We start from the raw sequence: 25,537 nt of genomic DNA, 5'->3' as shown, positions 1-25,537 counted from the left end.
CAACGGGTGTGCCCCGCGTCACGGGCGGTTCGCGTCGGGGCCCTTCTCGGGTTCCGGCACGGGCTCGTCGACGGTCGCGTGCTGGATCTCCTCCTTCACCAGCTTGTCGATCGCGCGCGGCAGCCGCTGCCCGTGGTCACCGCCGATGCTGTCTCTGAGACGATCCCATCGCGCCTGGTACTGGTCCGAGAAGCGGCGTCGTGCCTTCTCCTTCTTGGCCGGCGAATAGAACCGGTGCGCCCAGAACGACGTCGGCTTGGCGAGCCGCAGACCACAGATCGTCGCGACCGCAGGCACGACGATCCCGACGAGGCCCAGGTGGCGTTTCCCTTTGAGGAACGCGATCACGACCCACACGAAGTGCGCGATCACGGCCGCAGCGAACAACCAGCCGTTGCCGGCCTCCTCCGGGCTCAGGCCGATCGGGCTGACCTGGAAGAGCAGCGCCACGCCGATGACGGTGGCGACGAGGATCGCGTCGATCGACTTGCGGCCCTCCTCTGACCAGTAGACGTCCTCCAGGTGGAGCCACAGCGCGAACTCGTCGAGCGCGAGCGCGGCACCGACCCCGAAGAACAGGGCGAGCACCTCGATCCACGGCGAATCGGGGGTGAATCGGAAGTTCAGCACCCCGGTCGTGAGGACCAGGAGGATGCCCCACACCTGGTGGTGGACGTGGACGCCCCCGATGTGGATGTTGGAGAGCAGACCGCCCGACTCCTCCGGCTCGGGCGCCCCGGTGCGCTCCCTCTCGGCCTCAGCTGCGCGGATGCGGCGCGTCACCCACCTGGTAGCGGCGAATGTGAGGACGAAGCCGACGAGCAGCCACAGCGTGGGCGAGCGGCCGGTCTCGACGAACGCCTGCTCGTACCAGGACATGGGCGGCCTCCCTCGGTGCGTGACCCACGACCATCGTGGCCCACGCGACGCGGCCGCGCGCGGTCAACGGCCCGACGGTGGCTCGGCTCAGCCCTTCGCCGCGTCGTCGACGATCGCGCCGGACTCGAGGATCTTGCGCAGGTAGGCGTACGTGAGGTCGCCTGACACCTGGTCGAACTGGTGCTCGTAGCCGGCCTTGTTGTAGAGCGCGATGTTGTGCTTGGAGTTCTGGCCGGTGAAGGCCCACACCTCCGAGGTGTCCTCCGGCAGGTAGCCGAGCACCGCGAACACGAGCTGCGCGCCGATGCCGACGCCCTGGACGTCAGGCGCGACTGCGAGCCGTCCGATCGTGGCCTTCGTGCCCTCGATACCGACCCGGATGGTGCCCACGAGCCGCGGACCGATCCATGCGCCGAGCGTGACGGTCGCGCCGGACTCCATGTCCTCGATGAGCTCGTCGAGCGTCTGCGTGAGCGCCGGGATGTGCGGATCGTTGTACAGCTGCGCCTCGACCACGAACGCCGCGCGTCGCAGCGTGAGCACCTCGCCGGCGTGATCCGCGCCGACGACGTCGATCCTGACCTCTGCATCCTCGCTCATACGCCTATGGTGACAGGTCACAGGCCTCTCGGACCACTCCTGTGGTCCCGGTCCGTCAGCGCTTCGCCGAATCACTACGCTTGAGGCATGAACGACGCCCCGTCCACGAGCCGCTTCGTGCTCAGCCTCTCCTGCCCCGACCGTCCCGGGATCGTGCACGCGGTCTCCGGAACCCTCGCCGAGCATGAGGGCAACATCACCGAGTCGCAGCAGTTCGGCGACGCGGACACCGGTCTGTTCTTCATGCGCGTCGAGGTGGAGAGCCCCGCGCCGCAGGCCGAGCTCGAGGCGGCGTTCACCGCGCTGGCGGACCGCTTCGACATGACGTGGCGGCTCGACGTCGCCGGACGCCGCATGCGTACCGTCGTCATGGTGTCCAAGGCAGCGCACTGCGTGAACGACCTGCTGTTCCGCGAGCGCGCGGGGACCCTGCCTGTCGACATCGTCGCCGTGGTGGGCAACCACCCCACGCTGAAGCCGCTCGCCGAGTTCTACGGCAAGCCGTTCCACCACATCCCCGTGACCGCCGACACCAAGGCGGAGGCCGAGCAGCAGGTGCTCGCGCTCGTGGACGAGACCGACGCGGAGCTCGTGGTGCTGGCCCGCTACATGCAGATCCTCTCCCCCGAGATGTGCGGCGCACTCAAGGGCCGCGCCATCAACATCCACCACTCGTTCCTGCCGAGCTTCAAGGGCGCCCGCCCCTACTTCCAGGCGCACGACCGTGGCGTGAAGCTGATCGGCGCGACCGCGCACTACGTGACCGCGGACCTCGACGAGGGCCCGATCATCGAGCAGGACGTGGACCGGGTGGACCACACCTACACGCCGGAGACCCTCACCGCGACGGGTGCGGACGTGGAGCGTCGTGCGCTCGCCCGCGCAGTCCGTTGGCATGCGGAGCACCGCGTGCTGCTCGACGGCCACCGGACGATCGTCTTCAAGTAGGCCCCGGCGGGCGCGTCGTCCCTCTGGTGTTGCGCCGTCTGCGCGCCTGACCGCCCCGACAGTTCGCACCACTCTCCACCGCGACGCGCCAGCGTGTCGCGGGAGGATGCGGCATGCCGGCGGGGTGTCGGGCTTCGGAGTGGTTCACACCGTCCGGCGGCGACGGGGTGCGGCTCAGGCCTGTCGGACTCAGGACATCCAGCCGCAGGCCTCGAGCGCCCTGAGCGGGGTCGCGGTGGCGGCCTCGATGGCCACGTCCCGCGGCACTCCAGCCGCCTCGCACACGTCCAGGGCACGGGACAGCACGAGCGTGGAGCCTGCCAACGTGTCGGTTCCGGTCAGCACGGCCTTCCCACCGGCGACGGTGACCTCCAGCTCGCCCAGCATGTAGGTTCCCTCGGCCGACGCAGCCGCGGCCATGGCGTCGGTCATCAGGACGGCGCGTCCCGGCGCAGCGGCGAACAGCAGCGCGAGCGGCTCCGGCGCCACGTGGAAGCCGTCGGCGATGACCTCGATGAAGACCCGCTCGTCCGCGAGCGCGGCGCCCAGCGGGCCCGGCGCGCGACCAGCGATCGGAGGCATCGCGTTGAAGGCGTGCGTGACCAGACGCGCTCCCGCGTCGAAGGCCTCCGTCGCCTGCGCCGCAGTGCACTCGGTGTGCCCGACGGCGACGACGACGCCCGCGTCGGCGAATCGCGCGATCGCGTCGAGCGCGCCGGGCAGCTCGGGCGCCATCGTGATCTGGCGCAGGATCCCTTCGCCAGCGTCGAGCAGCCTGGACACGGCGTCCGGCGTCGGATCGATGAGCGCGTGCGGCGGGTGCGCACCCTTGCGCGAAGGCGCGAGGAACGGGCCCTCGAGGTGCACGCCGAGCAGCGCGGGCGCCTGGGCCATCGCCTCGCGAACGACGGCAAGCTTCGCGACCATCGCGTCGAGCGGCTCGGTGACGAGTGAGGCGACCACTCGGGAGGTGCCGGCGGCCTGATGCGCGGCGAGCGCGGCGAGCGTCCCGTCGACCGTGTCGCCGAAGGCGTTCCCACCACCTCCGTGGCAGTGGATGTCGACGAGCTCCATGCCTACAGACCCTGCCACGCCGGCTTGTGCGCCGCCGCCCAACGGTAGTAGTCGAGGTTCTCCAGGCGGGCGGCGGCCTCCTCGTCGACGACGACCGTCACGTGCTGATGGAGCTGGATCGCTGACCCCGGCATCGACGACGACACGGGCCCCTCGACCGACGCGGCGAGAGCCTCCGCCTTGCCCGCGCCGAACGCGAGCAGCACCAGGTGCCTGGCACGCAGGATGGTGCCGAGGCCCTGCGTGACGCAGTGGATCGGCACCTGGTCGAGCGAGTCGAAGAAACGCGCGTTGTCGATCCGTGTCTGCTCGGTGAGCGTCTTGACGCGGGTGAGCGATCCGAACGACGATCCGGGCTCGTTGAAGCCGATGTGGCCCGTGGTGCCGATGCCGAGGATCTGCAGGTCCACGCCGCCCGACTCCGCGAGCAGCGACTCGTACCGCTCCCCCGCCGTCTCGATGCGGTCGAGCGAGCCGTCGGGCACATGCACCCGAGACGGGTCCGCGCCCACGCGCTCGACGAACTCCTTGGTGATCACGGACCGGTAGCTCTCCGGGTGCTCCACGGGGAGGCCGACGTACTCGTCGAGCGCGTAGGCGCGCACCTGCGAGAAGTCGAGGCCCGCGTCGGCTCGCGCGCCGAGCGCTTCGTAGACGGGCAGCGGCGTCGAGCCCGTGGCCACGCCGAGCACGGTCTCAGGGTTGCTGCGGACGAGCTCCGCGATGTGGTCGGCGACGATCTCTCCCGCCGCGGCCTTGTCCCGGGCGACGATGATCTCAGCCACGTCCGGCTCCTCTCATGGCCGCGCCCAGGGCTGCGACCGGGGTCTCAGGGTCGAGCACGCGGATGCGTGCGGTCAGGTCGACGGAGGCGAGGACGCGGCTGGTGCGCTCCCATCCTCGAATGACGCGACGGGCGCCCTCGAGCAGCGGCTCGCCCATGCGGGTGAGGCCCCCTCCGAGGATCACCTCCTCCACGTCAAGCGTCAGGACGAGCAGGCGCACCGCGGTGGCGACGCCGTAGAACAGTCCATCGCGGATCGCGGCGGCGTCGGGGTCTGAATCGGCACGCGCGAGGACGTCCGTTGCCGCCTCGCCTCCCGCCTGCAGCGCGATCCCGCTGCCCGAGGCATAGGTCTCGAGACCGCCGGGCAGATCGTCGGGCCCGAGAGGCCCGTGCGGGTCGACGGACACGTGTCCGATCTCGCCGGCGGCGCCGCGCGCGCCGCGCCACACCTTGCCGTCGAGGACGAGGCCGGCGGCGAGGCCCGTGCCCAGGTTGAGGTACGCGATCGAGCGAAGTCCTCCGTCGGCGGCGACCCAGGCGCCCACGGCACCCGCGTTCACGTCGTTGTCGACGACGGGACGCACGCCCCACGCCTTCTCGAGCGCGGACGCCAGGTCCAGGCGGGTGATGCCGAGGTTCTGCGCGTGGCTCACGACGCCGTCGAGCACGAGTCCCGGGATGCCGACGCCGATGGATGCCGCCTCGGACGGGGCGATGCCTGCCGCCTCGCACACATGCGCGACCGCAGCGACGGCCTTCGCGACCACCGCGTCGTCCCCATGACCGGAGGGCAGCACGTGCCTGTGAAGCACACGTCCCTCGGCGTCGACCACGACGGCATCGGTCTTGGTGCCGCCGATGTCCATGCCCACGTGGAGCGTCATGGCGTCACCGCCTGGACGAGCGCTGAGCCCATGAGTCGCGAGGCGCCGACGGTCGAGACGTCCGCATAGCCCGCGTCCGGGTCGGGCCAGCCCATGTCGACCGCGATCGTGGGACCGGACGCCCTGAACGCATCGATGGCGGCGCGCGCGAAGGCGTGACGGTGGTTGTCCTTGCCCACGACGAGCACGAGTGCGCCCTCCGGGACGGCCGCGAGCGCGTCGGCCGGGTCGCCTTCGGGACCCAGGACGGCCACCGGGGACACGCCCACCGCGAACGGCCCCCACGGGCTGACCCCGACGGCGATGTTGGCGGACGGCTCGAGCTGCACCCACACGACCTGTCGCGAGGACCGCAACGCGGCTACGGCCTCGTCGGAGACCTCCACCGCGCGGGAGGCGAGCGCGGCGTCGAGCCCGGGCACCTCGCCCGAGACCATGTCGCCCGGCACGGGGCGTCCGGCGCGCACGGCAGCGAGGGACGCCCCCAGCGCGCTGACGCGTTCCGCCGCCTTCTCGAGGTCCTCCGCGGCGAGCTCGCCGTCAGCGATGGCCTCCTCGAATGCGGTGAGGATCTCCTCGACCTGCGCGTCGCTGTTCCGGGTGCCGAAGCACAGGAAGTCGCAGCCGCCATGGATCGCCAGCACCGCTGCCGCGGCGATCCCACGCCCACCGCTCGCCCCGGCCATGTCGAGGGCATCGGAGATGACGACCCCGTCGAAGCCCATCGCGTCGCGCAGCAGGTCGCGCAGGATAGGACGGCTGAAGGTGGTGGGCGCCGTCGCGTCGAGCGCCGGCACCAGGATGTGCGAGGACATCAGCGTCGCCGAGCCCGCGTCGATCGCGGCCGCGAACGGCGCGAGCTCTCGGGTGCGCACGGTGTCGGCATCGGCGGTGACCGTCGGCAGGGAGACGTGGCTGTCCTGCGCGGTGTCGCCGTGTCCCGGGAAGTGCTTCGCGCACGCGGCCACGCCCGTGCTCTGCACTCCACGGATCCAGGCGGCACCATGCTCGCCGACCTTGCCCGCGTCCACGCCGAAGCTTCGGACCCCGATCACGGGGTTGAGGGGGTTGGAGTTGACGTCCACGTCGGGTGCCATCGTCAGGTCGACGCCGGCCGCCCTGAGCTCCCAGCCCACCTGTGCGCCCACGCGCTCGGTCAGCGCGAGGTCGTCGAGGCGACCCAGCACCGCGTTGCCCGGGAAGGGCGAGCCCTCGGCCTGGTAGAGCCGTGAGACGTCGCCGCCCTCCTCGTCGATCGCGATGATCGCGTGCGGGTTGGCGGCGTGGATCGCTTGCGTGAGCTCGCGCAGCTGCTCGGGCGAGGACACGTTCGTGCCGAACAGGCACACTCCGCCCAGCCCGTCGCGGAGGCGCTGCTCGAGCCACGACGGCAGAGTGGTGCCGTCGAAGCCCGGCATGAGCACGGTGAGCGCGTTCATCCCTTCACCGCTCCCCCGACGAGGCCCTGCGCCATGCGTCCCTGCACGATCATGAAGAAGATGATCACCGGGATCGCGACGAGCACGGAGCCGGCCATGACCTGGCCCCACTCGGTGACGCCGAGGTTGGAGGTCTGTGCGAAGTCGCGCAGCCACAGCGGCAGGGTCGCCTTGTCGTTCTCGGTCAGGATGATCGACGCGAGCGCGAACTCGTTCCACACCTGCACGAACGCGAACACGCCGGAGGCGACGATGCCGGGAGCGAGCAGCGGGAAGGTGACGCGGCGGAAGGCGCCCATGCGGGTGCAGCCGTCGATCATCGCCGCCTCCTCGAGGTCCACGGGCACGCCCGCGACGAAGCCGCGCAGCATCCAGGTGGTGAAGGGGACGACCATCGCCAGGTAGATCACCGACACGCCGATGATCGAGTTCAGCAGGTTCACGGACGCGAGCATCTTGTACTGCGCGATGAACATCGCCTCGGCGGGAAGCATCTGCACGATGATGACCGCGAGCACGAACGACGTTCGGCCGCGGAAGCGGAACCTGGCGATCGCGAACGAGGCGAGCACCGCGTAGATGACACAGAGCACGAGCACGATCGCGGTGACCGTGAGCGACATCCCGAGCCCGGCGAGGAAGCCGTTGTCCGCGAGCACCGACTGGTAGTTGGACAGGGTGCCGCTGGTCGGGAAGAACGTGGGCGTCAGCCGGTTGATGGACGCAGGGGTCTGGAACGACGTGTTGATCATCCAGTACACGGGGAACGCCCACACGGCGGCCAGGACGACGGCGAGGGTGGCCCCTCCGCCTCGGAGCAGGGAACGGCTCATGACTCCTTGTCCTCCTTGAGCATGCTGCGGACGTAGCCCCAGCTGACGGCAAGGGTGAGCACGAGCACGACCATCGCCGCGGCGGAGGCCATGCCGAACTGGCCCTGGCCGATGCCGAGACCGTAGATGTAGGTGCCGAGCAGGTCGTAGCGCTCGCCTGCGGCGCCGAAGTCCTGCAGCAGCTGGATCTGCGCGAACACGCGGAGATCCCAGATGAGCTGGAGGAGCAGCAGGATGACGAGCACGGGCCGGATGATCGGCATGATGATGAGCCGCAGCGTCTGGAAGCGCCCCGCCCCGTCGAGCTGCGCGGCCTCGAGGACCTCGTCCGACACCTGCGTCAGACCCGCGTAGACGGAGAAGGCGACGAAGGGCACCGAGGCCCACACGATGATCGTCATCGCGACGCCGAAGAAGCTGAGGGGCTCGACGAGCCAGTTGTGCCCCACCATGTCGAGGCCGGGGATCCAGCTGAGCATGTAGTTGAAGACGCCGTTGCGGTCGTCGATCAGCCAGTTCGCGACCGTCATCTGCGCGACGATCGGCATGGACCAGGCCAGCAGCATCGCGACCTGGAGGACGATGCGCGACCAGGTGGGGATGGCCTTCATGAGCAGCGCGAACGCGATGCCGATCGCCATGGTGATGAGCGCGGTGAGCGCCATGAACGCGACGGAGCGCGCGGCGATGGTCCAGAAGACGGTGTCGGTGAGAAGGCTCGCGTAGTTCTGCAGGCCGATGAACTCGGCAGGCTGGCCGAACTGCTGGGCGAGCCCGTACTCCTTGAAGGAGTTGATGATCTGCCAGGTGACGGGGTATCCGAGGCCGATCAGCAGCGTGCTGACGGCCGGGATGATCAGCCAGTAGGGAAGCTTCGTGCGCCGCGGTCGACGCGGGCGGCGGGTGGCGGCCGGGGGCTCGGACTGCGGCGTGCTGCCTGCAGGATCCGCCACGGGCGCAGGGGTGGTCATGGTCACGACTGCCTCTCGGGAGTGGGTCCCTGGGTGGCCCGACGCGCGCGGGAGGAGGTGTGCGCGCCGGGCCACCCGGAGGGGTGTGCTGCTAGCCGTTGATCAGCTCGTTGATCTTGGCGTCGGCCTCAGCGGCGAGCGTCGCGACATCGCCTCCCTCGGCCACGGCCTGGAAGTAGTCCTCCATGATCCCGGCCTCCTCGATGCTGGCCCAGCCTGCGGCGGCGGGGGTGAGCTTCGCGTTGGAGGCGGCCTCGAGGGCGATCGCGTTGACGCCCGGGAAGTAGCTGTTCTCGGCGTAGATGTCGGCGAAGTCCAGGTTCGCCGGGCCCATGCCGTTCTCGGCGAGCATGGTCTGGTACTCGTCGGAGAAGAGGATCTCCATGAGGTCCATCGCGCCGTCCTGGTGGGTCGATGCCGCCGAGATGCCGATGTTCGAGCCGCCGGCGAAGACCGGGGCGGTGCCGCCGTCGACGCCGGGGAGGGCGTAGACGCCGAAGGTCTCGGGGTTCCACACGTACGACTCCGACTCCTCGTCGTAGTCACCGAGCGTCCAGGTGGCCCACGAGGGCGCCATGGTGGACGACGCGGGGGTGCCCGCGAGGAACTCGTCGTTGATGGCCGAGTAGGTGGTGGTGTCGTCGTCGGTCGGCTGAGCGACGTTCGCGGTCTCGAAGAGCTCCTGCCACTGCTCCATGCCGGCGAGCGACTCGGGCGAGGACAGCGACGCGGTCCAGGTGGAGCCGTCGAAGGTGGCGATGTCTCCGCCGTTGGCGAAGATCCAGGAGATGCCCGAACGCCAGTCGCGGCCGGCCAGGTAGGCACCGCCGACGCCCTCGTCGTACATCGCCTTGTTGACCTCGGTGTACTCGGCGAGCGTGGTCGGCACCTCGACGCCTGCAGCCTCGTAGATGTCCTGGCGGTAGAACACGGCGCGCGAGCCGAAGTAGTAGGGCAGCGCGTAGATCTGGTCGCCGATCGAGCCGGCCTCGACGAAGCCGGGAAGCAGCGAGTCGCCGCCGAGGTCCTCGTAGTGGTCGGTGAGGTCCGCGAAGGCGCCGACGGTGGTGAAGGTCGCCGCCTGCGTGTTGCCCACCTCGAACACGTCGGGCGTGTTCTCTGAGTCGGGCAGCGCGGTGGTGAGCGACGAGATGAGGTCGCCCCAGCCGATCTGCTCGACGGTCAGCGCACCGCCGTTGACCGCGGTGTACTCGGTCTTGAGGTAGTCGATGAGCGTGTCGGGGGTGTCGGTGCCTGCGAGCCAGAGCGTGATGTCCTCAGCCACGGGCGCGGCGTCGGACGCCGAGGTCGTGGGCTCGGAGTCGCCGTCAGCCGACGAGCATCCGGCGAGGGCCAAGGCCCCGACGGCCACGAACGCGGCCGCGGAGAGCGTGGTCTTCTTCATTGCCTGTTCCTTCTCTGTGTTCCGTCCGTAGCCGAAGCGGCTACGACCCGTGGATGGAGGGGTCACGAGACCCCCAACTGGTCCGTGAGGACCATGACGGCCGCGCCGAGCACGACGATGTCGCGCCCCAGCCCGGTCATCCGCACCGACAGGTGGCCGTGGACACTGGCCATCGTCCGGTTGCGGAGCGTCTGCACGGCGCTGTCCAGCAGCGGTCCGTCCAGCACATCGAGGGGGCCGCTCAGCACGACCTCCCCCAAGTCGAGCGCGCCCACGACGGGCGCGAGGGAGATGCCAAGGCGTTCGCCCGCCTCGACGAGCACCGCCTCGTGGGCGGTGGGGTCCGCGGCGGCGTCGAGCCGCTCGGTGAGCCTCGGGATGGCGAGCCAGGTCTCGAGGCATCCGTGCTTGCCGCACGCGCACTGCTCGCCGCCGTCGGTGCCGACCACGACGTGGCCGATCTCGCCTGCGGCGGAGGAGGCCCCGTGGATGAGGGCGCCGCCGACGACGAGGCCGGCGCCGACGCCTCGGCCGACACGGACGAGCATCATGTTCTCGTCCGCTCCCCCGAAGGTGCGCTCGGCGAGCGCCGCCGTGTTGGCGTCGTTGGCCACGAGCACGGGAAGGCCGGTGCGCTCGGCGAGGATCCTCTGGAGCGGAAGGTCCTGCCAGCCGAGGTTGGGGGCGCGGAGGACGGTGCCGTGCGCGTCGACGATTCCCGGGGATCCGACGCCGACGCCGAGCACGGGCGCCGCGGCTGCGGCGACGAGCCGATCCAGGACGGACGCGGCAGCCTCGACGGCGGCGTCCCCGGTCAGTCCGGTGACGTCGAGCTCCTCGCGGTGGACGACGGTGCCGTCGAGGTCGGCGATGACTCCGCGGAACACCGCGTCCTTGGACAGGTCCATGGCGAGGATCGCGAAGCCGGCGCGGTTGATGTCGAGAAGCGTCGCGGGCTTGCCTGGCCGGGAGTCGGCACGGATCCCGAGCTCGACGACGAGGTCCTCGGAGATCAGGTCGGCGACCAGGTCGGAGATGGTGACGCGGGTGAGGCCGACCTCGCGTGCGAGGTCGGCGCGGCTGAGGCCCTCGGCGCGGTAGAGCGCCTGGAGGACGAGCGCACGGTTGTGACGGCGAGCGTGCTCGGGGCGGACGCGGGCGCCGGGGCGGACCATCGACGCGAGCGCGGTGCGACGCGCCTCCTTGTCGCCGCCCGCCTGGGTCCCCGTGGGGGTCATGTCCGCCGTGGTCATGTTTGTTAGTAAAGGTTACTAACGAATGTTGCGCAAGACCTCAGTCGCAGATGTGAGGGAACCGTTACAGTTCCGTGACCGAGAACGAGGCCGCGGACGCGGCCCACGCGCGCTGGCATCGCACCAGTGCCGATCTCGACCCCGGTCTCGGCACTCCTGCGATGCCAGGGTGCACCTCAGGCGCGCCACGCGGCCGGGCCCGCGCATGCCCGCACACGCACGAGCGCCCCGGGCCTGACGGTCCGAGGCGCTCGTGTGAAGAGGTGTGAAGAGAAGGCGTCAGGCGTTCGCCGCGGACAGCAGCCCCAGCTCCTGCACCGCGTCACGCTCCTCCACGAGCTCGGCGACCGAGGTGTCGATGCCCGCGCGGGTGTAGTCGTCGAGCTCAAGGCCCTGGACGATCTCCCACGCGCCGCCCTTCGACACCGCAGGGAACGACGACACGAGGCCTGCGGGCACGCCGTACGAGCCGTCCGACGGCATCGCAACCGACGTCCAGTCGCCCTCAGGCGTCCCGTTCACCCAGTCGTGCACGTGCGCGATCGCCGCGTTCGCCGCGGATGCCGCCGAGGACGCACCGCGAGCATCGATGATCGCCGCACCGCGCTTGGCCACCGTGGGGACGAAGTCGTCCTTGATCCACGCGTCGTCACCGATCACCTCGGTGGCGGGACGGCCTGCGATGACCGCCTGCGTGAGGTCGGGGTGCTGCTTCGCGGAGTGGTTGCCCCAGATGGTGACCTTCGTGATGTCGCCGACCGGGGTCGACGTCTTGGCCGCCACCTGCGCCAGGGCGCGGTTGTGGTCGAGCCGCATCATCGCGTTGAAGCGATCCGCCGGCACGTCCGGCGCATGCGCCGAGGCGATCAGCGCGTTCGTATTCGCGGGGTTGCCGACCACGAGGATGCGCACGTCATCCGCCGCACCCGCGTTGATCGCCGCACCCTGCGGACCGAAGATCCCACCGTTCGCCGCAAGCAGGTCACCCCGCTCCATCCCCGCCCCGCGGGGCCGCGCACCCACGAGGAGCCCGACGTTGACGCCGTCGAACGCGACCTTCGGGTCGTCGTAGATGTCGATCCCCGCGAGCAGCGGGAACGCGCAGTCCTCGAGCTCCATGGCCGTGCCTTCCGCTGCCTTCACCCCCTGAGGGATCTCCAGCATCTTCAGCCTGACCGGAACGTCGGGGCCGAGCATCTGGCCGGACGCGATGCGGAACAGCAGCGCGTAGCCGATCTGGCCGGCGGCGCCGGTGACGGTGACGTTGACAGGAAGGGTGCTCACGACTCTGTGACTCCTTGGGGACGGGGACTGGGTGGGGACTGTGCTGCGAGCCTACGCCAGGCGCGCTGCGAGATTCTGGTCGAGCGTGGCGAGGAACTCCTCGGTGGTCTGCCACTCCTGGTCCGGACCGACGAGCAGCGCGAGGTCCTTGGTCATCGCACCACCCTCGACGGACTTGACGATGACGTCCTCGAGCGTCTCGGCGAAGCCGGTGACCTCGGGAGTGCCGTCGAGCTTGCCACGGTGCTTGAGACCGCCCGTCCACGCGAAGATCGACGCGATCGGGTTGGTCGACGTGGGCTTGCCCTCCTGGTGCTGACGGAAGTGACGGGTCACGGTGCCGTGCGCGGCCTCCGCCTCGACGGTCTTGCCGTCCGGGGTCATGAGCACCGACGTCATGAGGCCGAGCGAACCGAAGCCCTGCGCGACCGTGTCCGACTGGACGTCGCCGTCGTAGTTCTTGCAGGCCCAGACGTAGCCGCCCTCCCACTTCATCGCTGCGGCGACCATGTCGTCGATCAGGCGGTGCTCGTAGGTGATGCCGGCAGCGTCGAACTGCGCCTTGTACTCCTTCTCGAACACGTCGGCGAAGATGTCCTTGAACTGGCCGTCGTACGCCTTGAGGATCGTGTTCTTGGTGGACAGGTACACCGGGTAGCCACGCTGCAGTCCGTACGCGAAGGACGCGCGCGCGAAGTCCTCGATGGACTTGTTGAAGTTGTACATGCCCATCGCGACGCCGCCGTCCTCGCCGTAGTTGGCGACGACGTGCTCGATCGGCTCGGAGCCGTCCTCGGGCGTGAAGGTGACGGTGAGCTTGCCCGCGCCCGGGACCTTGAAGTTGGTCGCCTTGTACTGGTCGCCGTGCGCGTGACGGCCGATCACGATCGGCTTGGTCCAGCCCGGAACCAGGCGGGGGATGTTCGAGATGATGATCGGCTCGCGGAACACGACGCCGCCAAGGATGTTGCGGATCGTGCCGTTGGGGCTCACGTACATGCGCTTGAGGCCGAACTCCTCGACGCGCGCCTCGTCTGGCGTGATCGTCGCGCACTTCACGCCGACGCCGTGCTTCTTGATGGCGTTCGCCGCGTCGATCGTGATCTGGTCGTCGGTCGCGTCACGCGACTCGATGCCCAGGTCGTAGTACTCCAGATCGACGTCGAGGTACGGGTGGATCAGGCGGTCCTTGATGAACTGCCAGATGATCCTCGTCATCTCGTCGCCGTCGAGCTCGACGACCTTGCCTTCGACCTTGATCTTCGCCATGCGTAGTCCTCACGGGGTTCTTCGAAAACGGTGACCCCAGGCTAGTCCACGACTCCCGAACCGCACACCTCGGGAGCCGCCGCTGTCCAGGGACCTGCGTCCCGTCGACGCGCACAAGGCGCCTGCGCCTGCCAAGATCGAAGGCGACGGGCGCGCCGCGCCCGCTAACGGGGTATCCGGGGACCACAAGGGGGAGCCGCCATGAGCGAGTCCGAGAACGGTGTCATGCACGACGAGGGCGGGGACGACGCCATGGTGGTCGAGGAGGCGCGTGGACCGTCGCTCGTGGCGCGCACGGTCGCCGAGGCCGCCGGAACGTTCATCCTGGTGTTCATGGGCGTGGGAGCGGCGCTCTTCTCCCCCATCGGGGACTGGGGAGCGCTCGGCGTCGCGTTCGGGTTCGCGCTCGGAGTCATGATCGCGGCGCTCATCTTCGGCGGGATCTCGGGCGCCCACCTCAATCCGGCCGTCACCTTCGGGCTGTGGATCGCGGGCCGCTTCCCCGGACGGGACGTGGGCCCGTACGTGGCGGGCCAGATCGTCGGCGCGATCGCCGCGGCCGGCATGTTCTCCGTGCTCGTCGCCTCCAACCCGCTCTACGACCAGCTGGGCACGACCCGCGAGTTCCTGGGAAGCGCGTCGAACGGCTTCGGCGAGCACTCCCCCACCCAGTTCGGGCTGGCTGCCGGGGCGCTCATCGAGATCCTCATCGCCGCGCTGCTGGTGAGCGTCGTCCTCTCGGTGACGTCCGTGACGGCGAAGGCTGGCGCGGCGGCCGCTCCGTTCGCGATCGGGCTCACGGTGGGCTTCCTGGTGCTCGTGGCGATCCCGTTCACCAACGGTGCGCTGAACCCTGCGCGCGCGACCGGCACGGCCGTCTGGGCGGACTCGTGGGCGATCGAGCAGCTGTGGGTGTTCTGGTTCGCTCCGCTCCTGGGTGCCGCCATCGCGGGGGTCCTCTTCCGCGCCTTCGGACCGCGCGAGGACATGCTGTCCTTCACCGTGGTCGAGACGATCGAGATCGTCGAGGACTGACGGGGGCCGCGTCAGCTGAGAGGCGCGGTCAGCCCCAGGAACCCGAGCGCGGCCGCGAACGTCACCATCACCGCGACGTCCACCGCCCGACGGCGAACGGCGAAGGCCGACTCGACCGGCAGCACGATCCTCGCGATCGCGCCTCCGGCGCACGCCGCGGCCATGAGCAGCACCGCGACCATCGACCCGACGAGCAGCGACGACGCCACCACGATCGCCATGCCGATCAGCGTCAGCACCGCGATCCGCTCGGACGTCTGCGGGGTGTCGTGGCTCATCCGCGTGCCTCTCAGTGGAAGAAGTGCCGGGTGCCGGTGTGGAACAGGGCGATGCCTGCCGACTCGGCGGCGGCGATCACCTCGGCGTCGCGCACGGAGCCGCCGGGCGAGACGACTGCGGTGACGCCCGCGTCGATCAGGACCTGAAGGCCGTCCGCGAACGGGAAGAAGGCGTCCGAGGCGGCGACTGCGCCACGGACGCGGTCCTCGCCCGCACGCTCGACGGCGAGGCGGCACGAGTCGACGCGGTTGACCTGACCCATGCCGATGCCGACGGCGGCACCGTCCTTGGCCAGGAGGATCGCGTTGGACTTCACCGCACGGCATGCGCGCCACGCGAACTCGAGGTCGGCGAGCTGCTGCGCCGACTGGGGACCCCCCGCGACCTGCTGCCACGAGGCAGCGTCGTCTCCGGGCGCGTCGATGCGGTCGGCGGCCTGGACCAGGAGGCCGCCCGTGATGCGGCGCCACTCGCTCGCCATCGGGGCGGCGGCGAGCTTGAGCAGCCGGATGTTCTTCTTCTGCGACAGGATCTCTAGCGCCTCGGGCTCGAAGTCCGGCGCGACGACCACCTCGGTGAAGATCTCCGCGATCTGACGTGCCGCCTCGACAGTGATGGTGTCGTTCGCGGCGATCACGCCGCCGAAGGCGGACACGGGGTCGGTGGCGTGGGCACGACGGTGCGCCTGGGCGATGTCCGACCCGACGGCGATGCCGCACGGGTTCGCGTGCTTGATGACGGCGACGGCGATGCCGTCGTGGTCGTAGGCGGCGCGCACGGCGGCGTCGGCGTCCACGTAGTTGTTGAAGCTCATCTCCTTGCCGTGGAGTTGCTCGGCCTGCGCGAGCCCCCCTCGCGACAGCGGGTCGCGATACACGGCTGCCGCCTGGTGCGGGTTCTCGCCGTAGCGAAGCGAGCCGATCCGCTCGAACGACGCCGCGAGCCATCCGGGGTTGCCTGCCTCGTCAGCGTCCGAGGCGACCACGTTTCCCATCCAGGACGCCACGTGGATGTCGTACTCGGCGGTGTGGCGGAAGGCCTTCGCGGCGAGCCGCTGACGCTGCGCGAGGGTGAAGCCGCCGTCGGCCACCGCGTCGGTGACCGATGCGTAGTCGGCCGGGTCCACGACCACGGCGACGGAGGCGTGGTTCTTCGCCGCGGCACGCACCATCGACGGCCCACCGATGTCGATCTGCTCGATGGTGTCGTCCTGGGACGCGCCCGACGCGACGGTCTGCACGAACGGGTAGAGGTTCACCACGACCAGGTCGAACGGCGCGATGTCGAGCTCCTCGAGCTGCGCGCGGTGATCCTCGAGCCTGCGGTCGGCGAGGATGCCCGCGTGAATGCGCGGGTGCAGGGTCTTGACGCGACCGTCCAGGCACTCGGGGAAGCCAGTGACCTGATCCACCGGGGTGACGGCGAGCCCGGCGTCGGCGATCCGCTTGGCGGTGGAGCCCGTCGACACGATCTCCACGCCCGCCGTGACCAGCGCCTGCGCGAGCTCCACGAGCCCGGTCTTGTCGTAGACCGAGATCAGCGCCCTGCGCACGTCCTGGCGGTCCGTCATCATGCCTCCTCGGCGTCGTCGTCTGGCCTGCGTCCGAGCGTCACCACCCGGCCCTCGACCGTCCATCCGTCACGCACCATCCGGCCGACCGTGTTCACGATCAGTCCGCGCTCGATCGCCTTGATCCTGGTGTGCAGCGACTCCTGCGTGTCATTGTCCCGCACGTCGACCGCCGCCTGCGCCAGGATCGGGCCCGTATCGACGCCCTCGTCCACCAGCATCACAGTGCAGCCGGTGACCTTGGCGCCTCCGGCGAGCGCGTCGCGCACCGCGTGCGCGCCCGGATAGGCGGGCAGGAGCGCGGGATGCGTGTTCACGATCCGTCCCGGCCACCGGCTCAGGGTCGGCATGCCCAGCAGACGCATGAACCCCGCGCACACGATGAGGTCGGGGTCGAACGAGCCGATGGTGCGAGCGAGCGCCTCGTCCCACGTGGCGCGGTCCGGGAACTCACCCGGTGCGACCGTCGCCGTCGCGAGGCCGGCCTCCTCGGCGATCTCTAGCGCCCGCACTCCCGGCCTGTCCGAGATCACGGCCACCACGCGCGCGCCGAACAGCTCGTCCTGGGCCGCGTCGAGCAGCGCCTGCATGACGGTGCCCGTGCCTGAGACGAGCACGACGAGCCGCTGGGGGGACGTACGGTTTGTCACAGGCCGAGCCTATCGGCATGCTGGAGTCTCCACCGATCGTCAAGGAGCACCGTGCCCGCGCCCACGCCTCGTACCGAGACTCCCCCCACCCCTGCGCAGCGTTGGACGCGGTCGCTCGCGGTTCTCGTGGTCGGGCTCGCCCTGCTCCTGCTGCTGGGCTTCCCATGGACCCTGGGCGCGCTCCTGCTCGGACCGCTGACCGCGATCGCGGGAATCGTCGTGCTCGCGTCCCGCGGGTCGAGCGAGCTCACCTCGTGGGCACGTGTGAATGCGATCGTCGCGATCGTCCTGGGCGTCTTCTCCACGATGTCCGCGGCGGGGATGCTGTTCCTGATGGGCCCGCTGAACGATCTCGCCGAGTGCCAGTCGCGCGCGATCACCACCTCCGCGGAGGAAGCCTGCCAGGCCGAGTTCGACGAGGCCTACCAGGAGATCCTCGACGGCTACCTGGGCGGGCTGAACCCGGCCGGCTGAGGCTGCTCGGAACGAGGTGCCGCCGACGCAGCGCGCTGGCGCCTCCTCAAACCTGCGACCGCAGCGACCGCGAGGTCCCCGGCAAGCACCAGTCCGACGACGGCGGCGGTGGCCTCGCCTGCTGACGGGCCGACCGACGCGAGGCGACCGGGCCCAGCGGCGCCGGACCCGAGGACCATGAGCATGGCCACCGACGTCGCGAGCACGGCCGCGAGGACGACCGTCACCGTCGCCTCGGCGCGCCACGAACGCACACGCCGGCGCAGCGCCACGCGGACCACCGCACCCACGCACACGAGCAGGAGCGGCGCCCACACGAGCAGGCCGCCTGCCCCGTGCGGCAGCGCTCCGAGCAGGGGGAGATCCGGTAGCTCGCCCGTGACGACCTCCGTCGGCGAGTAGACGGACCCCGCGCCGACGCTGAAGCCGGGTCCCGCGACCCAGGAGACCATCCAGACCACGAGCGTGGGCACGTAGAGCAGCTGAGCGACCGCGAGCACTGCCGCGCCCACCGCATCGGCGTCGAGCGCGGTGAGCGTGTCCGCCATGGGCAGCGCCCCGCGCACGGCCGAGACGAGACCGGCGGCCGCTGCGACGAGCAGGACGAGCGCGAGAGACGCGACCCCGGCGCGGACACCCGTGCGCACCTCAGGTGGGAGCCGGTCGATCACGTCGATCGTCAGGCCATGCGCGCGGACGCGACCGAGCACGATGCCAGGCACGCCCACGAGCGTGGCCCCGAGCACCGCGCGCGTGGTCAGCGAGGATCCGTCGAGGCCGCCCGAGGCGAGCGAGGCGGCGACGCCGACGAGGGCCGCGAACGTGACGATCGCGAGGACGGAGGCCGACCATGCGCTGAGCAGGAAGCGCTGCGCGGTGGCCACGAGGATCGCGAGGATCACCACCGTCAGTCCGAGCGGGATGAGATCGAAAGCCCCGGCCGAGGTGTCGAAGGGGACGCCGAGGCCGAGCAGCCACAGGCGCGTCGCGACCGAGACCCCTGCGCCCCAGTCCGCGGACTCCCCGGTCTGTGGGGCCGAGGCAAGCGCGGCCAGGGCGGGGGCGAGCACCACGATGAGGGAGGCGGCCGCCGCGATAGCACCGGTGACGATGCCGCTCGCCCATGCGGGCAGCGCACCCGCGAGCCCGCGAGCGGAGGGTGCGGTGGCTGTCGGCGCGGTCATGGCATCCATGGTCGCCCGCGCCGGCACAGTTCCGAGGCACCGACGCGCGTCGGCCTCCGTCCGCGGCCCTGCCGGTCACCGTGCACGACGACGGCCCGCCCCCATCTCGGGAGCGGGCCGTCGCGACGCGGGGAGGCGCTAGCCGAGGATGTCCCTCATGAGCTGCGCGGTCTCGGACGGTGTCTTGCCGACCTTGACGCCTGCGGCCTCGAGCGCCTCCTTCTTGGCCTGTGCGGTGCCCGCGGAGCCTGAGACGATCGCTCCGGCGTGGCCCATCGTCTTGCCCTCAGGCGCCTCGAAGCCCGCGACGTAGCCGACCACGGGCTTCGTGACGTGCTCCTTGATGTACGCCGCGGCGCGCTCCTCGGCGTCTCCGCCGATCTCGCCGATCATCACGATGGCCGCGGTGTCGGGGTCGTTCTCGAACGCCTCGAGGCAGTCGATGTGCGTGGTGCCGACGATCGGGTCGCCGCCGATGCCGACCGCGGTCGAGAAGCCGATCTCGCGCAGCTCGAACAGCATCTGGTACGTGAGCGTGCCGGACTTGGAGACGAGACCGATCTTGCCGGGACCGGTGATCGTCGCGGGCGTGATGCCGACGTTCGACTGGCCGGGGGTGATGAGGCCCGGGCAGTTCGGACCGATGAGGCGGGTGCCCTTGGATTGCGCGTACGCGAAGAACTCGGCCGTGTCGGCCACGGGCACGCCTTCGGTGATGATGACGGCGAGCGGCATGCCCGCGTCGACGGCCTCGATGACCGCGCTCTTCGTGAAGGCCGGTGGCACGAAGAGCACCGACACGTCGGCCCCGGTCTCTGCCATCGCCTCGGCGACCGAGCCGAAGACGGGCACCGTCACGTCGCCGGGGAACTCGACCTCGGTGCCCGCCTTGCGCGGGTTGACGCCGCCCACGATCTGCGTGCCCGAGGCGAGCATGCGCTGCGTGTGCTTCATGCCCTCCGAGCCCGTCATGCCCTGGACGATGACCTTGGAGTCCTTGGTGAGGAAGATCGCCATAGCCGTTGTCTCCTTACGCTGCCGCGGCGGCGAGCTCGGCGGCCTTGGCCGCGGCGCCGTCCATGGTCTCTTCGATGGTCACGAGCGGGTGGTTCGCGGCGGCGAGGATCGCGCGGCCCTCCTCCACGGCGTTGCCGTCGAGCCGGACGACGAGAGGCTTGCTCGCCTCATCCCCGAGCGTCTGCAGCGCGCCGACGATGCCGTCGGCCACGGCGACGCACGACGTGATCCCGCCGAAGACGTTGACGAACACCGACTTCACCTGCGGGTCGTGGAGGATCACGTCCAGGCCGTTGGCCATCACCTCGGCCGACGCGCCGCCGCCGATGTCGAGGAAGTTCGCAGGCTTGACCCCGCCGAACTGCTCGCCCGCGTAGGCGACCACGTCGAGCGTCGACATCACGAGGCCCGCGCCGTTGCCGATGATGCCCACGGAGCCGTCAAGCTTCACGTAGTTGAGGTTCATGTGCTTCGCCTTGGCCTCGAGCGGATCGGCCGCAGCCTTGTCCTCGAGCGCGGCATGGTCCTCGTGGCGGAACTCCGCGTTCTCGTCGAGCGTGACCTTGCCGTCGAGCGCGATGATCTCGTCATCCTCGGTCCGCACCAGCGGGTTGACCTCGACGAGCGTCGCATCCTCGTTCTTGTAGACGTGCCACAGGCGGACGATCACGTCCGCCACCTTCGAGTGGAGCTCCTGCGGGAAGGACGCGGCGGCGACGATCTCCATCGCCTTCGCCTTGTCGATGCCCTCGAGCGGGTCGATCGCGACCTTCGCCAGCGCCTCGGGACGCTCGACGGCGAGCTCCTCGATCTCCATGCCGCCCTCGTACGAGCACATCGCCAGGTAGCGGCGCTCCGCACGGTCGAGCAGGACGGAGAAGTAGAACTCCTCGGCGATCGCCGCGCCGGCGGCGACCATCACCTTGTGGACGGTGTGCCCCTTGATGTCCATGCCCAGGATCGCCTGCGCGGCGGCCTCGGCCTCCTCCGGGGAGCGGGCCAGCTTGACGCCGCCTGCCTTGCCTCGGCCTCCGGTCTTCACCTGGGCCTTGACGACGACCACGCCGCCTCCCAGCTGCTCTGCCGCGGCCTTCGCCTCGTCGGGGGTGGAGGCCACGATGCCCGGAAGCACGGGAACCCCATGCTTCTCGAAGACATCACGAGCCTGGTACTCGTACAGGTCCATCGTTGGTCCTTTGCGGTCGGGGACGCCGCTGAGGCGGCATTGGGTTCGACGGGGCCAGCCTAGTCCGGCGTGCGCGAGGATTCGCAAGGCGCGGGGTCGAGTCGCACGCCACAGGGCGACCGGCCGCGGGCCTAGTCGGAAGGCGACCCGGGCGCGACGAACCCGCTCTCGTATGCGGCGATCACGGCCTGCGTCCTGTCCCGCACGTCGAGCTTCATGAGAATCGAGGCGACATGCGACTTCACGGTCTCCACCGCGAGGAACAGCTCCGAAGCGATCTCACCATTGGACCTGCCTCGGGCGAGCTGACGCAGCACCTCCTGCTCACGCTCCGTCAGCTCAGGCAGGGTCACGCCCGGCTCACGCGCCACGAAGCGCTCGATGACAGTGCGCGTCGACGCCGGGAACAGGAGGGACTCCCCTGCCGCCACGACCCTCACCGCCTCGATGAGCTCGGCGGGCGGCACACGCTTGAGGACGAAGCCCGACGCTCCTGCCCGCATCGCGTCGAAGACGTACTCGTCCAGCTCGAACGTGGTCAGGACCAGCACGGCCGTGGGCAGCGCGGCGGACACGATGCGCCTGGTCGCCTCGAGACCGTCGACGCCGGGCATGCGGATGTCCATGAGCACCACGTCGGGCCGCTCGCGGGCAGCGAGCGCGACCGCGGCCTCTCCGTCGCCCGCCTCGCCCACGACGTCCCAGCCTGCCTCGGATCCGAGGATCGCCCGCAGGCCCATCCGCACGAGCGGGTCGTCATCGACGATCGCGATCCTCATGCCGACACCTTCTCACGCAGCGAGGCCCAGGGGCGGGTGGGGTCGCCGGTCCTCGCCAGCCCTGCACCCAGGGGGAGCAGCGCGAGGACTTGGAAGCCACCCTCCCTCGGCCCGATCAGCGAGCGCCCGCCCAGGAGGGTGATCCGGTCCCGCATCCCGTCGACGCCGCGACCGGTCGAGTGGGCAGGGGCAGCTGGCGCGGCGGGTCTGCCGTTGACCACCGCGATGCCGAGAGCGTCGTCATCGAGCGCGACCTGCACGTCGATGCTCGCGCCAGGTGCGTGCTTCGCGGCGTTGGTGAGGGCCTCTCTGACGATGCCGAAGGCTGTCCGGCCGACGGCGGGCGGCACGCCGTCGGCCTCGAGCGAGAAGGCGACCCGGGCGCCGCCCCGCCGAGACGTCTCGACGAGTCCCTCGATGTCGTCGAGCGTGGGCAGCGGTGCGCGCGCCGCCGCCTCGTCCCCTCGCAGGTGCGCGATGATCCGATCCAGCTCGCCCATCGCGGCGCGTCCGCGCTCCTCGATGTTGCGCAGTGCCTGCCGCGCGAACTCCGGGTCTGAGTCGAAGACGTGCGCGCCGGCACCCGCCTGGACGATGTTCATGGTGATCATGTGCCCGATGCTGTCGTGCAGCTCCTGGTCGATCCGCAACTGCGCCTCGGCCAGTTCGGCGCGCTCCGTCGCCTCGGCCACCTGGTCGGAGCGGCAGGGGCCGAGCGCCCAGCGCGCGAGCGAGCGGTGAAGTGTCGCGAACCCGCGGGCGGACAGGGTCAGCGCCGGCGCGAGGAGGAGCGCGAGCGGGAGTCCGGCATAGCCCCATCGCCATCCCCCGGCGTCCCAGTAGTGCGGAGCCCCGGTCCAACCGATGTCCATCCACCCGAGCTCGTATCCGACCGTCGCCGCGGTGGCTGTCACCAGGGACAGCGGCACGACGATCGCGACGAGCGCGAGCGCGAAACCCACGGGCCCGGTGACGACCCGCACCGCCACCCATGCGAGCGCACGCCAGGCGGCGCCGTCGTGCGCGAGCGCGAGCGTCCACCGGGCGGGATGCCTCCACGGGGAGCCACCGCCCTCGGGAGCGGGACGACGGCCAGGCGCGACGACCCTCTCGCGCAGCAGCCAGTTCACCTGCGCCCGCTCGATCGCGCTGACACCACGCATCGACACCTGGGTCGCTGCGAACGTCACGAAGCCGACCCAGACGATCAGCAGGCTCAGCGACACCGCATACATCGTGATCGCGTAGGTGAACCACACGACCCCCATCGGAAGGCCGAGAAGCAGGAAGGCGAGCTCGCCCGCGGTACGCGCCGAGTAGGGCGCGGCGAGGTAGCGAAGGAGGCTCATGCGTCCATCGTGCCCGGCAGGGGCATGCATCCGCCACGCCCACGAGGCTGGACCGCCCTCCCCCGTCCGGGGGATCCCCCCGGGACATCCCTGACTCCGGGGCGCATCGAAACCCCCGTGCGGGGGTGTGTGATCGCTCTGTCGCGGGCTGCGGGGAGGCGCGTGTGAGGACGACCGTGGTGTCAGCGGGGCCCGCCCGGCGCGCCGCATGGTTCGAAGGGGACCTCATCATGACCACCGGACTCACAGGGCGCCTCGCCCGCACCTCCGCTGCACGGCCATGGCTGACCATCGCCGTGTGGACGCTTCTCGTCGCGGCAGCCGTCGCGCTCTCCGGCAGCCTCGGCGACGCGCTCGTCCAGGATGACCGCAACCTCGTCGCGACCGAGAGCGACGCTGCCGCCGAGATCGACGCGCGGGAGCGCGGCGACGCCGAGGCGCCCATCTCGGAGACCATCGTCGTCCACGGCGAGCCTTCGTTGTCGGCGTCAGGGCTCGCGGAAGCGGCCGACGCGGCGGTCGCGGCAGCGCTGACGGTCGACGGCGTCGAGAGCGCGGCGGTCTCGCCCGCGGTCTCCGCGTCCGGCACGAGCCTGCTCGTCCAGGTGACCGTCGCGGCCGACCATCCTGACGCCGCAGGAGAGGAGCTCCTCGCCGCGACCGACGCGCTCACGACGGACGGCGTCGAGTTCCTCAGCTTCGGTCAGCTGACAGGGGAGGCGATGTTCGACGGCCTCGCGGAGGACACGCTGATGCGCGGAGAGGCGATCGGCGTAGGCGTCGCGATCCTCATCCTCATCGGCGTCTTCGGCGCGCTCGTCGCAGCAGGCATCCCTCTCCTGGTCAGCCTCGTGTCGATCACCACCGCGATCGGCGCGACCGCCGTGGTCGGGGCGGCCTTCGACCTGTCCTTCTTCATCGTGAACATGATCACGATGATGGGCCTGGCGCTCGGCGTGGACTACACGCTCGTGATCGTCCAGCGGTTCCGGGAGGAGCTCTCGCACGGCCGCACCCCGCTCGAGGCGGTCGGTATCGCCGGCACCACCGCGAACCGTGCAGTGCTGTTCTCCGGCCTGACCGTGCTGGTCTCGCTCGCCGGGATGCTGCTCGTGCCGAGCACCATCATGCGCAGCCTGGGCGCGGGCGCGATGCTCTCCGCGATCATGGCCGTCGTCACCGCGCTCACGCTGCTGCCCGCAGTGCTGCGCCTGCTGGGCCACCGCGTCAACAAGGGCCGCGTGCCGCTCAGCCGGGCGGGCCGCGAGCCGCGGGCCTGGCGCGGGATCGCGCACACCGTGACCGGACGGCCGGTGGTGGCTCTCGTGTCCGGACTGGCGGTGCTCCTCGCGCTCGCCGTCCCCTTCGCCTCGATGCGGCTCGCGTTCCCCGGCCTGGAGGCGCTGCCAGCCGACAACGAGTTCAGGGTCGCCTCGGAGGTGCTCGTCGGGGACTTCGGCTACGGCTCGCAGTCCACAGTGATCGCGATCGAGGACGCCGCGGACGACGCGGCTACTGTCGACGAGCTCGCCGCCTGGGTGGAGGACTCCCCGGCCTACGCCGAGACGACGGTGGACTGGCGCGGAGACACCGTCTTCATCGACACGAAGGACGTATACGGCGGAGCCGACGAGCGCGCCGAGGAGGCGATGCTCGACCTGCGCGCGCACGTCGAGTCGACTGGGCTCGACGCCTACGTCGGCGGGGACCAGGCGGAGTCGCTCGACTTCGCGAGCCTGATCACCGACGCGACGCCGTGGGTGCTGCTCGCGGTGCTCGGCGCGTCCTTCGTGCTGCTGCTGCTCGCCTTCCGTTCGGTCGTGATCCCCGCGACCGCGATCGTGCTCAACCTGCTCAGCGCCGCAGCGGCCTACGGGCTCATGGTGATGGTGTTCCAGTGGGGCGTGGGCAACGACCTGCTCGGCATGCCGCAGACCGACGCGATCGCGCCGTGGATCCCGCTGTTCCTCTTCGCCGTCCTGTTCGGGCTGTCCATGGACTACCACGTGTTCCTGCTGACCCGCATCAAGGAGCGGCACGACGCCGGGGACACGACCAAGGTCGCGGTGATCCACGGGCTCAGCCGCACCGGCTCGCTCATCACTGGAGCGGCGCTCATCATGGTCGCCGTGTTCGCGGGCTTCGCGCTCGGAGACCTGGCCGAGTTCGCGCAGATGGGCTTCGGCCTCGCCGCCGCCGTGATCATCGACGCGACCGTCGTCCGCACGATCCTGGTGCCGTCGCTCATGACGCTGCTGGGCAAGCGCAACTGGTACCTGCCGCGCGCGCTCCAGTGGCTGCCCGCGATGCGCATCGAGGCCGAGCCGACGGCCGCTCCGCAGGAGCGAGAGCCCGCGCTCGTGCCTGCAACCCGCTGACACGCGAGGG

At 70.5% G+C, this 25,537-nt stretch carries 24 protein-coding genes; 4 read left to right on the top strand and 20 right to left on the bottom strand.

The genetic code is table 11. The annotated features are described in order from the left end of the window. Positions 1–18: 18 nt before the first annotated feature. Together QQX04_RS01260 and QQX04_RS01255 are read right to left on the bottom strand one after the other, a co-directional pair. Positions 19–879 carry a hypothetical protein gene (locus QQX04_RS01260; protein ID WP_301125413.1) on the bottom strand — a complete coding sequence of 287 codons (861 nt, stop codon included), beginning with the start codon at positions 877–879 and terminating at the stop codon, positions 19–21. An 87-nt stretch (positions 880–966) separates the two neighbouring features. Further along, a complete protein-coding gene (locus tag QQX04_RS01255; RefSeq protein ID WP_301125412.1) occupies positions 967–1,479 on the bottom strand; it encodes a GNAT family N-acetyltransferase in 513 nt (170 codons plus the stop codon). Between the two features lie 87 nt (positions 1,480–1,566). Here QQX04_RS01255 and purU point away from each other — a divergent pair, with 87 nt between their 5' ends. Further along, complete coding sequence (gene purU, locus QQX04_RS01250; protein ID WP_301125411.1) at positions 1,567–2,427, top strand: formyltetrahydrofolate deformylase; 861 nt, start codon at positions 1,567–1,569, stop codon at positions 2,425–2,427. A 189-nt stretch (positions 2,428–2,616) separates the two neighbouring features. Here purU and QQX04_RS01245 read toward each other — a convergent pair whose 3' ends face one another. From QQX04_RS01245 to QQX04_RS01200, 10 genes are all read right to left on the bottom strand, one after another. Then, complete coding sequence (locus QQX04_RS01245) at positions 2,617–3,501, bottom strand: N-acetylglucosamine-6-phosphate deacetylase (protein WP_301125409.1); 885 nt, start codon at positions 3,499–3,501, stop codon at positions 2,617–2,619. A gap of 2 nt (positions 3,502–3,503) precedes the next feature. Then, the gene (gene nagB / locus QQX04_RS01240; protein WP_301125407.1) at positions 3,504–4,286 is read right to left on the bottom strand and encodes a glucosamine-6-phosphate deaminase; all 783 of its coding nucleotides are present in this window, start codon (positions 4,284–4,286) and stop codon (positions 3,504–3,506) included. Beyond that, positions 4,279–5,172 carry an ROK family protein gene (locus tag QQX04_RS01235; protein ID WP_301125405.1) on the bottom strand — a complete coding sequence of 298 codons (894 nt, stop codon included), beginning with the start codon at positions 5,170–5,172 and terminating at the stop codon, positions 4,279–4,281. The genes nagB and QQX04_RS01235 overlap by 8 nt, the downstream gene beginning before the upstream one ends. Beyond that, complete coding sequence (locus QQX04_RS01230) at positions 5,169–6,611, bottom strand: glycoside hydrolase family 3 protein (RefSeq protein ID WP_301125403.1); 1,443 nt, start codon at positions 6,609–6,611, stop codon at positions 5,169–5,171. Before QQX04_RS01230 ends, QQX04_RS01235 begins: the two co-directional genes overlap by 4 nt. Beyond that, entirely contained in the window at positions 6,608–7,444 is an 837-nt protein-coding gene (locus QQX04_RS01225; protein WP_301125401.1) for a carbohydrate ABC transporter permease, read from the bottom strand. The genes QQX04_RS01230 and QQX04_RS01225 overlap by 4 nt, the downstream gene beginning before the upstream one ends. After that, on the bottom strand, positions 7,441–8,415 hold the full coding sequence (locus tag QQX04_RS01220) for a carbohydrate ABC transporter permease (protein ID WP_301125399.1): 975 nt from the start codon (positions 8,413–8,415) through the stop codon (positions 7,441–7,443). Before QQX04_RS01220 ends, QQX04_RS01225 begins: the two co-directional genes overlap by 4 nt. A gap of 91 nt (positions 8,416–8,506) precedes the next feature. Continuing rightward, on the bottom strand, positions 8,507–9,820 hold the full coding sequence (locus QQX04_RS01215) for an extracellular solute-binding protein (RefSeq protein WP_301125398.1): 1,314 nt from the start codon (positions 9,818–9,820) through the stop codon (positions 8,507–8,509). A gap of 62 nt (positions 9,821–9,882) precedes the next feature. Then, positions 9,883–11,073, bottom strand: a complete 1,191-nt coding sequence (locus QQX04_RS01210; RefSeq protein WP_301125396.1) for an ROK family transcriptional regulator — start codon at positions 11,071–11,073, stop codon at positions 9,883–9,885. Positions 11,074–11,352: 279 nt separating this feature from the next. Continuing rightward, positions 11,353–12,357: a malate dehydrogenase gene (locus QQX04_RS01205; RefSeq protein ID WP_301125394.1), complete on the bottom strand. Its 1,005-nt coding sequence runs from the start codon at positions 12,355–12,357 to the stop codon at positions 11,353–11,355. Between the two features lie 51 nt (positions 12,358–12,408). Continuing rightward, entirely contained in the window at positions 12,409–13,626 is a 1,218-nt protein-coding gene (locus QQX04_RS01200) for an NADP-dependent isocitrate dehydrogenase (protein WP_301125392.1), read from the bottom strand. A gap of 201 nt (positions 13,627–13,827) precedes the next feature. On the opposite strand from QQX04_RS01200, the gene QQX04_RS01195 reads away from it, so the two are divergent. Beyond that, entirely contained in the window at positions 13,828–14,661 is an 834-nt protein-coding gene (locus QQX04_RS01195; protein WP_301125390.1) for an aquaporin, read from the top strand. Between the two features lie 11 nt (positions 14,662–14,672). Here the strand turns inward: QQX04_RS01195 and QQX04_RS01190 are convergent, their stop codons facing one another. Genes QQX04_RS01190 through purN form a run of 3 tightly spaced genes read right to left on the bottom strand, consistent with a single transcriptional unit; the run spans position 14,673 to position 17,160 of the window. Then, on the bottom strand, positions 14,673–14,939 hold the full coding sequence (locus QQX04_RS01190) for a hypothetical protein (RefSeq protein WP_301125388.1): 267 nt from the start codon (positions 14,937–14,939) through the stop codon (positions 14,673–14,675). Between the two features lie 11 nt (positions 14,940–14,950). After that, positions 14,951–16,510, bottom strand: a complete 1,560-nt coding sequence (gene purH / locus QQX04_RS01185) for a bifunctional phosphoribosylaminoimidazolecarboxamide formyltransferase/IMP cyclohydrolase (RefSeq protein WP_301125386.1) — start codon at positions 16,508–16,510, stop codon at positions 14,951–14,953. Next, the gene (gene purN, locus QQX04_RS01180; RefSeq protein WP_301125384.1) at positions 16,510–17,160 is read right to left on the bottom strand and encodes a phosphoribosylglycinamide formyltransferase; all 651 of its coding nucleotides are present in this window, start codon (positions 17,158–17,160) and stop codon (positions 16,510–16,512) included. Before purN ends, purH begins: the two co-directional genes overlap by 1 nt. A 51-nt stretch (positions 17,161–17,211) precedes the next feature. On the opposite strand from purN, the gene QQX04_RS01175 reads away from it, so the two are divergent. After that, entirely contained in the window at positions 17,212–17,634 is a 423-nt protein-coding gene (locus tag QQX04_RS01175) for a hypothetical protein (protein WP_301125383.1), read from the top strand. On the opposite strand, the gene QQX04_RS01170 is transcribed toward QQX04_RS01175, so the two are convergent. The 5 genes from QQX04_RS01170 to QQX04_RS01150 all read right to left on the bottom strand — a co-directional run bounded on the left by QQX04_RS01170 (position 17,604) and on the right by QQX04_RS01150 (position 23,149). Beyond that, positions 17,604–18,818 carry a cell division protein PerM gene (locus QQX04_RS01170; protein ID WP_301125381.1) on the bottom strand — a complete coding sequence of 405 codons (1,215 nt, stop codon included), beginning with the start codon at positions 18,816–18,818 and terminating at the stop codon, positions 17,604–17,606. The genes QQX04_RS01175 and QQX04_RS01170 overlap by 31 nt on opposite strands. A gap of 138 nt (positions 18,819–18,956) precedes the next feature. Continuing rightward, positions 18,957–19,835: a succinate--CoA ligase subunit alpha gene (gene sucD, locus QQX04_RS01165; RefSeq protein ID WP_301125379.1), complete on the bottom strand. Its 879-nt coding sequence runs from the start codon at positions 19,833–19,835 to the stop codon at positions 18,957–18,959. A 13-nt stretch (positions 19,836–19,848) separates the two neighbouring features. Next, on the bottom strand, positions 19,849–21,021 hold the full coding sequence (sucC, locus tag QQX04_RS01160) for an ADP-forming succinate--CoA ligase subunit beta (protein WP_301125377.1): 1,173 nt from the start codon (positions 21,019–21,021) through the stop codon (positions 19,849–19,851). 131 nt (positions 21,022–21,152) lie between these two features. Continuing rightward, the gene (locus QQX04_RS01155) at positions 21,153–21,800 is read right to left on the bottom strand and encodes a response regulator transcription factor (protein ID WP_301125375.1); all 648 of its coding nucleotides are present in this window, start codon (positions 21,798–21,800) and stop codon (positions 21,153–21,155) included. Beyond that, the gene (locus tag QQX04_RS01150; RefSeq protein ID WP_301125373.1) at positions 21,797–23,149 is read right to left on the bottom strand and encodes a sensor histidine kinase; all 1,353 of its coding nucleotides are present in this window, start codon (positions 23,147–23,149) and stop codon (positions 21,797–21,799) included. Before QQX04_RS01150 ends, QQX04_RS01155 begins: the two co-directional genes overlap by 4 nt. Before the next feature lie 230 nt (positions 23,150–23,379). Here QQX04_RS01150 and QQX04_RS01145 point away from each other — a divergent pair, with 230 nt between their 5' ends. After that, positions 23,380–25,527 (top strand): MMPL family transporter, encoded by a 2,148-nt coding sequence (locus tag QQX04_RS01145; protein ID WP_301125371.1) that lies wholly within the window; start codon positions 23,380–23,382, stop codon positions 25,525–25,527. Positions 25,528–25,537: the final 10 nt, after the last annotated feature.

Origin of the sequence: Demequina zhanjiangensis, from assembly GCF_030418315.1 — a bacterium.
GTDB lineage: Bacteria > Actinomycetota > Actinomycetes > Actinomycetales > Demequinaceae > Demequina > Demequina zhanjiangensis.
The sequence above is the reverse complement of the archived record's forward strand: the minus strand, read 5'-3'. Positions and strand labels throughout refer to the sequence as shown.